Genomic DNA, 10,724 nt, shown 5'->3' on the forward strand with positions numbered 1-10,724 from the left:
ATCACTCCCACTCAATGCTGGCAGGCGGCTTGGTGCTGATGTCGTATAGCACGCGGTTCACGCCTTTGACGCTGTTGAGGATCTTGTTGGAGGCATTCCGCAGCACGGAGTAGGGCAGTTCCACCCAGTCGGCGGTCATGGCGTCTTCGCTGATGACAGCACGCAGGGAGATGGCCTGCTCATAGCTGCGTTCGTCTCCTTTGACACCCACGGTTTTCACCGGCAGCAGCGCGGCATAGGCCTGCCAGGTACGCTCATACCAGCCGCTACGGCGCAGCTCATTGATGAAGATGGCATCCGCCTGCTGGGTGGTGGCCACACGCTCAGCGGTGATCTCTCCCGGAATACGCACAGCCAGCCCCGGACCCGGGAATGGATGACGCCACAGCGCCTGATGCGGAATGCCCAGGCTGGCGCCGAGAGCACGCACCTCATCCTTGAAGAGCTCGGCCAGAGGTTCGAGCACCTTGCCTTGCTCTTTCAGTTCCATGATGCGGTCCACTCGGTTGTGGTGCGTCTTGATCTTGCTGGCAATGCTGCCGCTCGTGGCGCTCTCGATCACGTCAGGATAGAGCGTCCCCTGCGCCAGCAGTTCCACGTTGTCGGCCACCTTCCAAAACTCCTCCACAAACAGCGTGCCGATAATGCGGCGCTTTTGTTCAGGGTCGGTCACGCCTTTCAGCGCGCCCAGGAAGACGGCGCTGGCATCGATCTGTTCGATCGGCACACCAACCTCTGCAAAGAGCTGCTTAACTTCTGCGCCTTCATTCAGGCGCATCATGCCAGTGTCGATGAAAATGCAGCGCACTTTCACGCCAGCCTTGGCCAGCAGCACGGCCAGCACCGTGCTGTCCACACCACCAGAAACGCCGCAGATCACCTCACGGCTGCCCACCTCGGCCTTGATGCGCTCAAGCATCTGCGCCTTGAAGGCCTGGATGTCGAACTTGGCTAGGGTGGCGCCGCTCTTGGTCAGGAAGTTCTTGAGAATCGCGGTCCCCTCATGCGAATGCGTGACCTCTGGGTGAAACTGGATGCCCCAGCAGCGGTCAGACCACTTCAGCGCCACGGGCACGGCGTCTTCATTCGTGGCGATGACCTGCGTGGTGCTGGCGAGATTGGCGCACGTATCACTGTGGCTCATCCAGACCTGGGACTCATGCGAGATGCCACTGAAGAGATCCGCGTGATCAGTCACCACCAGCTTGGCAGGGCCATACTCGCGGGTCACCCCCGGCTTCACTGTGCCGCCGTGCTTGATGTTCAGCAGTTGCATGCCATAGCACACGCCCAGCACAGGCACTCCAAAGGACATCAGCTTGTCGTAGTCCACATCTGGAGCATCGACATCTGACGTGCTGCGCGGGCCTCCAGAGAGGATGATGGCTCCGGGGTTTTGCAGATTGGCCAGCTCAGCAGGCGGATAAAGGTGCGAGGCAAAGCCCAGTTCGCGCACACGGCGGACGATGAGCTGGGAGTACTGGGAGCCGTAATCGAGAACGGCGACTTCTTGCAGGGTCATGAGGGGGAGATGACGGAGGTAGAGTGTGAAGCAGCGAAAGCCAGAGCATCAATGCGGCTCATAGTTCACCGGCTCTTCGGTGATGACGACATCGTGCGGATGGCTCTCCTTGAGACCACCGGCAGTGATGCGGACAAAGCGGGCCTTGGCGCGCAGTTCGTCAAGCGTATTGGCACCCACGTAGCCCATGCCGGAGCGAAGGCCGCCGATGAGCTGGAAGACCACCTCAGCAAGCGGGCCTTTGTATGGCACGCGTGCTTCGACGCCTTCGGGCACCAGTTTGCCGGAACTGTTCTGCCCGTAGCGATCGCCAGCACCTTTACGCATGGCCTTGAGACTGCCCATGCCACGGTATTCCTTGAAGGTGCGCCCCTGCCACTTGACCATATTACCAGGGCTTTCAGCCGTGCCAGCCAGGAGAGATCCCAGCATCACGAAATCAGCACCTGCAGCGAGCGCTTTGACGATGTCGCCTGAATAACGGATGCCACCATCAGCAATGACGGTCACGCCTGCCTCACGGCAGACAGCAGCCACCTCCTGCACAGCTGTAAACTGCGGCATGCCCACGCCGGAAATGATACGCGTGGTGCAGATGGAGCCAGGGCCCACCCCCACCTTGACGGCAGAAGCGCCTGCTTTCACAAGGTCGCGCGCACCATCGGCAGTGACCACATTGCCAGCCACGATCGGAATGCTGGAGCCTAGACTCTCACGCAGACGGGCGATGACCTGCATCACGCGGCTGGTGTGACCGGTGGCGGCGTCGATAAAGACGGCATCTGCCCCGGCTGCCTGCATGGCCAGACCGCGTGCCACGCAGTCTTCACCCACACCCACAGCGGCACCCACGCGGAGCTGACCGTTGGCGTCCTTGGCGGCATTGGTAAACATCTGGCGCTTCACGATGTCCTGCTTGGTGATCAGACCGGCCAGCTTGCCGTTGGAATCGACCAGCGGGAGCTTTTCGATGCGCTGGGTGTAGAGGATCTTCAGAGCGTCCTCAAAACTGGTCTGCGGCGTGCCGGTGGCCAGCTTGTCACGTGGAGTCATGATGGCCGAGACGGGCGTGGCTTCGTCCTCAATGTACCACATGTCGCGGCTGGTCACCATGCCGGCCAGTTTGCCCTGGGCATCCACCACCGGGAAGCCGCTGACACCCTTCTCATGCATCAGGCGCTGCACCTCGCCGAGCTTTGTCTCAGGCGAAACGGTATGCGGATGCTGAATGACGGTATTTTCAGAGCGCTTCACCCGTGCCACGTGCTCGGCCTGCTGGTCGATGGGGCAGTTGCGGTGGATCACTCCCAACCCGCCCTCACGCGCAAGGGCGATGGCGAGCTCGGACTCCGTGACGGTGTCCATGGCCGAGGAGAGAATCGGCACATTCAGGCCGATGGAGGCCAGTTTGGTGGAAACATCGACGTCCCCAGGCAGCACCTGACTCAGTCCGGGAAGGACAAGAACGTCGTCGAAACTTAAAGCGAGAGATGGCAGTTCACCCATGCGCCATTCAAGCCACGATCAGGCTTCTGTCATGCGGAAATTTGACCGATATGCACAACGTGCCCATTCAGGGCCTCTCTCGCCAGCCACAATTAGAAGCCTGGCTTGTAGCTCCGCACTTTGCCAGTGTAGGGGTCGATCTGGATGACGAAGAAATTCTTGGGCAGGTTGGCCTGCGTCACCGGAGTTCCGGAACCGAAAGTCAGAGTGAAGCAGTTTTTACTGAGATCCTTAGGAGTAGTTGTGACAGCCATCCCACCTTGGGTGGCAGCACCGACCACGAGGCACGAGCCATCAGGCATGAACCGAATGGCATTATATTTGGCGCCGTTCACCCCCGAGTAACCCGAGGATGATCCGGGCTTGGTGTCATTGACACCACCTCCTTTGGTGTAGATCGCCCCGCTGAGTGTGTCATCAGCCGGAATAATAATGCCCTCAGGAAGCCGCACCAAATTGCCCACGGGCGTCATCACTTCCTGAATGTTCACAGCGCCTCCATTACCCCCTTGATTAACCTGAGTGATTTTGAAAAGCTGATAAGCGTGATAAACTGGCGACTGGTCCTGATCTTCTGCGAAGCTGAAAAAACGTATCTCCACTGGAGAGTTGGTGCTGCTGGCGGTCTGCTGCGCTTCCGACAATGATCCCACCATGGCCTCCCCTGCGGCAGATAGCCTGCTGGCCTGCATGGTTCGTGTGAGCGCCGGCGTGGCCAAAGCCAGCAGCATAACCACGATGGTAATAACCACGAGCATTTCGATAAGGCTAAATCCACGGGAACGCGGTGCTGAGAGAGACATGAAGCGTTTCATAGCTTGATGACTAAAATGTTAAATTGAAGAGGGTGAAGATTCAGGAAGAATGACTTGGACTAGAAGCTCCACCGTGCCTGCCTGAGAGCAATGGTGGTCGTAAAAACACGGTAGTTCAGCTTCGCCGCGAGCAACATCTGCCTGAGCGCACCTGGTGTTTCAGGAGTTCCTTCGAGATCTTGAGTGTAACGGCTGGCAGACTTAAAGAGGCCGCCGACATCGGTCATGAGCTGGGTGAGCTGGGCAGTGTTGGTTGTGGAAGCCAGATACTCGCCCGACCGCTCATCCAAAGCGATCATGGTAACCTTGAGAAGCGGCGGCAGCAGATGCTGCGTCCCCTGAGGCGCGGTACCCGACACAGCCGGCCCGAGTTGCGATGAATCGTAGGTGTAGTCAGGTGCTATTTGATACACGTCACTGGATGCCGTACCCGTGGTGGAAGTATTTTCAGTCTGCGGAGAAATGACGAGTGCGAGAATGTTTTCTGCAATTGGCCGGGTGAAAAAGCGCCCGAAAGTCGCATCATTTTCAGTGCCATTGACCTTGGCAGAACGCACATCATTAGCCAGTGCACCGCTTTCTGTATTTTGATACCACTGCCTGATGTTTGAAGGATTTGAACGATAATTGCTGTCGTAGATGCGGTTTGCGTCAGCCGTCGGGCTGTACTCCATGAGCCGAAGCCGCGTGCGGGTTGGCACGAGAGTCGAGTAAGGCGCGCTGTTCAGGAATGAAGGCCGGAAATAGGCATCGCTGTCCAGTTCCACGAAATAACCTCGTCCACAGATCAGGTTGGTCAGATTGGCCATGTCCGCCACAGTGGTTGCGGTTCCAGCCGCAGCAGCATTGACAGCGCTCGCGTCAGTTCTAACAACTCCCAGGGGAGCCTGGAAAAAGACGGCATGCCCGGGAAACTGCGCCATCGTAGCTCCTGTCAAAATTTCGGTCGTCGGTCCACAGATAAAGTGAAGCTCTGACTGCCTTTTGAATCCATCCGGAGTTTGAATCGCCTGCCCGAGGGCATCGTTGTTCAGTGTCTTCAGGTCACTGGCCCAATAAGTATTGAGCGTGGCCTGGCTTAGATTGCTGGAAAGCAAATCGAAGGCTTTTCGTGCCTCACGGAACTGTGACACACGCGAATTACTGCGCACCCAGGTGCGCTGAACAATGCCCATCACTTGGGTCACCACCAGCATGAGAATGACAAGGAAGGTGATGGACACGAGGAGCTCGATCAGCGTGAAGCCGTCTGCAGATGCACGCGCTCTGGACTTACGGCCACCTGCTGCCTTGACCATGTATTTTGAGTGTTTCATGGCGGAAAAAGTCAGCGGCTTTTGGCAATGAGATGGTTAAAAGTCGCATAAGACATCTTGGTGTCTGGCGATTCGAAATTGAATGAGGTATTGCTCGTCGTGGCTACCTTGATCACAAGGCGGCACAGATTGGGCTCTTCCGTCTCTGCCTTGGGCAGTGCCGCCTTGAATCTTGCATCAATCTGGACCACATAGCTAATTTCCTTCGAGGTGGCCGACACCTCCAGGCCCTGGTCCGTAAAGTACTTGAGCGTTAAGCCACTCGGCAACGAGGTGAACTGCATGTTCTCGTAATTGCGTATGACCTGCTCCAGAATGTTGCTGTTGGTGGTGAGCAGGGAGGTCTTGCGAGACATTTCAAGCCCTTGCGGGAGCAGCCCCAGCAAGGTGATGATCGCAAGTGCCGCAATCGCTACAGCCAAGGCGACTTCCACAAGGGAGAATCCAGCGTTGGAAAAAGAGGCACGCCTGGAACCCGCTCGGCGACTGGGAATGGATAAATTCATGACACGGTTCATGGGTTGAAGCGCTTGGTTTCCAGTGCGTGGAAACGGTAGAAGGAATCAAGAGGTGCCTGGTTGACCGCCCCTTCGGCATAGTCAGGAATGACGAGGTTGGGGTCGTTTGGATCGATGTAGCGTTCCAGCAGGACAGAACCGCGATACTCACTAAGCACCTGGTCTGTGCCTGGGACAAAGGTGGTGGCGTCTGTCGAACGTGCTTTTTTCAGCACCTGAGTGCGCACATGCACCCGGAAAGTGTTGCTGCGGGTGGTCAGGCGTGCATACAAGTTGGAATAGGGGCGCTCACGCACATTATCTCCAGTAGGCCGATTGTAGGACCAGAAGCTGTTCATGATCTCATTGATCTGGTTCTGGCTTGTGGCGTTGAGCACACCCGTAGGATTGGTGATGTTATTGCCGCCGTTCTTAGTCTGCGGAATCAGGTGCATGTCACAGATCTGGCTGGCCGAACGGAAGAGCCCGGCATAGGACTTCTGACCACCTGACTGATGCAGGAACTTCAGGTCAAACTGGCGTAGTGTGGCTGCCACATCCAGCTGGCGGTGCCAGAACTTGTTGTCTCCGGCATCATTCCAATAGCGCTGATCCCAAGCCGCGGTCGAGCCGCCTCCTAGAGGATAGTATTCCTTGGAGGGGACGATGTCTTCGTTCGGAATGGCTGTCATGAACTCACCTTTCATCACGGCATGCATGCCGGTGGCACGACGGATGTTGATGAAGGGCATGATCTGATAATTCATGTTTATACGACCAGCGATCGAGAGCGGTTCGCTGATGGCATAGGGCTCAACCACCGGCATGAAGAACATGTCGAGCAGGTAGTGGTCAGAGGGATCCTGCATGCCGGGATGGCTGGATTGCGAAACAGGACTCAGGCCGTTGATCTGGGCGTGAGGGCGGAAAAGCAGGGTCTGCCATGGGGCATAGTCGTTGCTGGCACTTGATGCCGTGGGCAGGCCGCTCGGATTACCCCAGACTCCAGTCGGCAATGAGCCAAACATGACTGGAGAGGCGATCATGCGGTTCGGCGTCATATAGATGCCGCTGCGCCAGTCGTCTGCATTATGCCATGTGTTAAAGAAATAAGCTGAACGGAAGAACTTGGTCTGATTGTTGAGCGTCTCGTTTCCAGCATAGAAGTTGCCTTCGTCCGGCTTGTTGATATACGGGCCTTCACGGGCATTGGACAAGCCAGTATCAAAGTCGCCAAAAGCATTGGCGGCAGTGGCAAAGTCGCGGCTAGGAGGGAGGTCGGCTTGTCTTGGGTGCACACCATTATAGGTGTTGCCCAAAGCATTGGTGTTGAATCGAGCTCCGCCGATGAGCTGATACGAATTGTCGTAGAAGCTGTTGTAAGCTTGGGGATCCACACTGTTGTCCGCATTCGCCTGCGCGAGCTTCACACCAGGCTCGGCATTCGCCATCGAATTGGTGAAGCTATGCACTTGAAAGAGTGAGGGATCAACCGAGAGAGGATGTGGCATCCACCAGCTGCTGGGCACCTCGTTCCTGGCAGCCAGGGTGCGGTAGTCACCCATGGCCGGGACAATGCTTCGAACGACATCGGTCGGCTGGTTGACACCGTTCGGTGCAATGACTGTAACAGCCTGAGGGCTGACACCAGTGCGGGTCTCGTTGATGAGGGAGGCGGTAGTGTCAAGTCGGCCTCGGATAGCTTGTGCATTACGCGCCCCGGGAGCGTCTGAGCTGATGGCAGACGGAGCGGGCGCAGGCCCTTGGAGCCAGAAAGAATTGCGTCCATCAAACTGAGGGTTGGGCAGGCCTGTCATGCGGCCGATGCAGCCTTCGTAATTGGCCACCCAGTAGTGGGGGCCCACCAGAGTGCGTGTGTAAACAATCCTGCCAAAAGAATCAACTGATTCAGTGTAGGGTTTAGATTCTGCCAGATTAGGCACTGGGACAGAGGAACCAAGGCTGCTGAAATTGACATACATGACCTGCACGGGGGAAGCTGTCTCCCAATTGTGAGTATCATAGATCGAGACTTTGATATCTCCGGTAGGAAAGGTCACCCGCATGGGCAATCTCCTGTCCACAGTAACGAAGTCACTGCAGAAGGCATAGTTTTGGAGGGCATTGTGCCCTGAGGTGTTGTTAACATCATAGTTGACGTCTTTGGGCATCAGCACCAGGCCGCCACTACCGGAAATGCCTCGGGTATGCCTTCCTCCGGAAATATTGCTCGGGCCTGAATGTCCTCCCAGAATGTCAGCCGAACGCCCTTGGGAGTAGATGTTGGTGTAAGATTTGATCGGGATGTCTCCGGTGGTGTTAAACAAAGACACCTCACCGTCTCGATAGGAATGGATCTTCATGTTGGAGATCGTGCTGCCATCCAAAACGATGGTGTATTCAGGGTAAATGCCGGTGTATCCGAGGCTCGGGCAGAAGGCTTCGAGCAGCAGCATGACCTGAACACGCTTGGAATCACTATCAAGCCAGACCCCATCAGGCAGGGTCATATTCCAGAACTGCGGATAAAAGCCCGGATGTTTCGATGGATGCTTGGTGGTACCTCTCGGGGTAGTCTCAGTCCCGTAAATAGTCTGTGCAGCTGTAACACTGGCAAGTTGAGTCAGTGGCGGGAAATTGGAATAATAGTAAGCATTCGCAGGAGCATTATTCGTTGTGAGGGTCAGGCCCGGGTAGGCCACATTGGTTGTTTCGACGCCATCCCCGGGATTGACTCCATACCTGAGAGCGGTACCACCGCCCAGCCCATAAGTAGGGTTCGCTTTATTCCAGATAGCGTGGTTCAAAGATCCGCCATCGATCTGTCCATCCGCCGTGCAAATAAACTGGAAGCCAATTTCTGAAATGGTGATCATGCGGCCAAAGCCTTTGTAGCTGCGACCGCCTTTTTTCCACACTGCCGGCGAGACCTGTCCATGGCCAGGAAGAATTCCAGTAGATGAGACGGCCTGCTGGTTGCTCGAGGCATTGTCACCAGACACAACGGTTGACGTCGGCTGAGGCGAAATGCGCTGACTGGTAAAGGTGTAGCAGTCAGAGAAGTTGTTATCCCGGTAGTTATAAAGATCCACCACCGAGGAGCCCGCGGCGTTCCATGCGTTGTTGTTTCGCGCGGTGATGCCGTCGTAAAGATTGGTGCTGCGGATGTAGTCGAAGAACTGAATGGCAAGCTGGTTGACGTTGTCGTTGCCATATTTGGAGGCAAAGTTGTCGAAGCTGCTGCTGGCATTGAAGGCAGTGTTAGGCCAGCTCAGAAGAGACATCTGGTCCACAAGGTAGTCCAGCAGCTGGCTGTTACGATTGATGTTCAGATCGTTGCTGCCGCTGCGCGAATCGGCCCGGCGGAAGATGTAGCTTTTCTTATAAGTGTCTGTGGTTGAGCTCTTTCTCTGGATCGTAGCGCAGTAGGCGATCATGTTGTCAAAAGTCGTGCGCCATTTGTCCTTCTTCTGATTTTCGTCCGCCACAGGCCAGATGCACACGCGAGGAAGCCCGTGGATGCTGAACTCGGGGGAGCGGCTCTGCGCCGTCAGGAAAAAGCGGGAGCGTTCGATGACATCGTGACTGAGGAGATAGTTGCCATTCGGCAGCTGGTCGGTGCCGCTGTCAGTGAGCTGCTGGACACGGCCCTTGCTCGCCACGTAGCCATCTTGGAACAAAAGCTCGTCCACCGTCGCATAGAGTCGTGCCTTGGCATTGGTGGTAAGATCAACAGCAACAGCCGAACTGCGCTCGCCATTCTGGCCGGAAAAGTCATCCTGGGCAAACGGGCGGGTTCCAGCTTCAGAGCCGCCACCGCTGATTTTGGGGGCGATGCTGTAAAATTTCTCCTTGAGCCTCACCAGATCCATGAAACTCGAAAATCCATCCTGCTTCGGCAAAAGCGGGTCAAAACTGTAGTTGGGGGCAAGAACAGAACTCAGTGCAACGGTGGCGGGATGGCCGGGATAGCGCTGATACTCTCCTGTCACAGGCGGGAAATGAGCCCATTTTGAATCTCGCTCATGAAAGAAAAAGGGAGAAGTCAGGAAGGTGGGCTCGGATGCCGTGTTGATGTTGACCTTGCAGGATTCGTCGTCAGTCCAGAATGCGATGCGACCCACGATAGGATTGCTCGCGCTTGCGGTAGTTGCCTGGCTGGAACTAACAAAGTTGTTGGAGTTATCAAGCACCCCGAGAGTGCCATCTTCCAGAACATACATCCATTCCACAGGCATCGGCAGACGAAGATTGTCCGGGTTGGAGGCATCCGCCGGAGTCACGATCGTCGAGGAGTAGTCCTGACCTCCTCCCGTCCCTACGCTGGGGGCTGCTTTGGTGTAGGAAAAGCCTTCTACTTGAGTGCTGCCTACGACAGCTCCGGCACTTTGTCCTCCCACACCATAGTTCCAGGCGGCACGCGGATCCAAAATGGGGAAATAGACCGCGTAGGTGCCATTGGCCAGTCCCGGGCGGACTACTGGCTCGTTAAGATCCACGTAGCGGGCCGGCATGGTATTCCAAGCAGATGGCGGCACATGTTGGTCTGTGTACAGGCCGCTTTCGTCACCTGTGACTTTCATGTTGGCACTGGAGTAGAGCTTGTAGGCCGCGTAAAAATTGCCCGAAGAATCATAGGTGCGCACCATGCCCGGCTGCGTGGCATGAGTGTACATTTTGGCGGTGACCCGTTGATTGTAATTATCTGGATTCTGCCCGTTTGCGATCTGCGCCTGGACGATCGCAGTGGCGATGTCCCCCAGTTGCTTGGCCGATTTGCTATATACAAACGCCTGCGTGGATTTGTACTCCATGCGGGTGACCGAAAAAATAGCCACCATTAAAATGGACATCAGGGCCACTACGGTGATGACAAGGACAAGCGCGATGGCTTTCCTGCGCCGGTCGGTACGGCGAATATGCTGTGATGCATTCATAAAATGAGCGGAGGTTGAATTTCCTGATTTACCTGATGCTACGAAATACCCCTCGAAACATCAAGAGTATTTATTTTGTAACTACAGACAACGAATTGCCCGGACAGTTCAACATGGCATGAGATTTGGTC

At 56.0% G+C, this 10,724-nt stretch carries 6 protein-coding genes; all 6 read right to left on the reverse strand.

Annotation, left to right across the window (positions count from 1 at the left end):
* Position 1: 1 nt before the first annotated feature.
* Positions 2-1,522, reverse strand: a complete 1,521-nt coding sequence (gene guaA, locus HNQ65_RS14315) for a glutamine-hydrolyzing GMP synthase (RefSeq protein WP_184340230.1) — start codon at positions 1,520-1,522, stop codon at positions 2-4.
* Positions 1,523-1,570: 48 nt separating this feature from the next.
* The gene (gene guaB, locus HNQ65_RS14320; protein ID WP_184340231.1) at positions 1,571-3,028 is read right to left on the reverse strand and encodes an IMP dehydrogenase; all 1,458 of its coding nucleotides are present in this window, start codon (positions 3,026-3,028) and stop codon (positions 1,571-1,573) included.
* A gap of 92 nt (positions 3,029-3,120) precedes the next feature.
* On the reverse strand, positions 3,121-3,831 hold the full coding sequence (vccD, locus tag HNQ65_RS14325; protein WP_184340232.1) for a Verru_Chthon cassette protein D: 711 nt from the start codon (positions 3,829-3,831) through the stop codon (positions 3,121-3,123).
* Positions 3,832-3,902: 71 nt separating this feature from the next.
* The gene (gene vccC, locus HNQ65_RS14330; RefSeq protein WP_184340233.1) at positions 3,903-5,159 is read right to left on the reverse strand and encodes a Verru_Chthon cassette protein C; all 1,257 of its coding nucleotides are present in this window, start codon (positions 5,157-5,159) and stop codon (positions 3,903-3,905) included.
* 11 nt (positions 5,160-5,170) lie between these two features.
* On the reverse strand, positions 5,171-5,665 hold the full coding sequence (gene vccB / locus HNQ65_RS14335; RefSeq protein ID WP_184340234.1) for a Verru_Chthon cassette protein B: 495 nt from the start codon (positions 5,663-5,665) through the stop codon (positions 5,171-5,173).
* An 8-nt stretch (positions 5,666-5,673) separates the two neighbouring features.
* The gene (gene vccA / locus HNQ65_RS14340) at positions 5,674-10,593 is read right to left on the reverse strand and encodes a Verru_Chthon cassette protein A (RefSeq protein ID WP_184340236.1); all 4,920 of its coding nucleotides are present in this window, start codon (positions 10,591-10,593) and stop codon (positions 5,674-5,676) included.
* Positions 10,594-10,724: the final 131 nt, after the last annotated feature.

Origin of the sequence: Prosthecobacter vanneervenii (assembly GCF_014203095.1) — a bacterium.
GTDB lineage: Bacteria > Verrucomicrobiota > Verrucomicrobiia > Verrucomicrobiales > Verrucomicrobiaceae > Prosthecobacter > Prosthecobacter vanneervenii.